The organism is Cobetia sp. UCD-24C (assembly GCF_001306765.1).
Classification (GTDB): domain Bacteria; phylum Pseudomonadota; class Gammaproteobacteria; order Pseudomonadales; family Halomonadaceae; genus Cobetia; species Cobetia amphilecti.
Window position 1 is genome coordinate 1 of sequence record NZ_LJTD01000048.1, and the last position, 610, is coordinate 610.

The 610-nt window shown below is 51.8% G+C and carries 1 rRNA gene; it reads right to left on the minus strand.

From position 1 onward, the window contains the following. Positions 1–338, minus strand: a 16S ribosomal RNA gene (locus AOG28_RS17500); the annotation flags it as partial. Positions 339–610 lie beyond the last annotated feature (272 nt).

A 610-nucleotide genomic window follows, 5' to 3' on the forward strand; every position in this document is an offset into this window, starting at 1 on the left:
AGTCTGGGCCGTGTCTCAGTCCCAGTGTGGCTGATCATCCTCTCAGACCAGCTACGGATCGTCGCCTTGGTGAGCCATTACCTCACCAACAAGCTAATCCGACATGGGCTCATCCGATAGCGCAAGGTCCGAAGATCCCCTGCTTTCTCCCGTAGGACGTATGCGGTATTAGCCTGAGTTTCCCCAGGTTGTCCCCCACTATCGGGCAGATTCCCATGCATTACTCACCCGTCCGCCGCTCGACGCCTTCTAGCAAGCTAGAATCGTTTCCGCTCGACTTGCATGTGTTAAGCCTGCCGCCAGCGTTCAATCTGAGCCATGATCAAACTCTTCAGTTGAAAGCTTGATAGTCTGTTAAGCAGACCAAACTTGGTTCAGAGTCAAACTTCTCGTGAGAGGCTTGCTCCGATATTTGGTGACCTTGTCACCACTCATCGGCAAGCGCTCACACGAATTACCTGATCAAATTTTTAAAGAGCGTCGCTGTTAAGCGAGGAGGCATATTTTACCTGGAACGCTTGAGAAGTCAAGCACTTGATGATGAGTCAGTCGACTGCCTCTAAGCATCATCAAGTGGTGAGGAGCGCTGCCCGATCACCTGTTCCGTAAG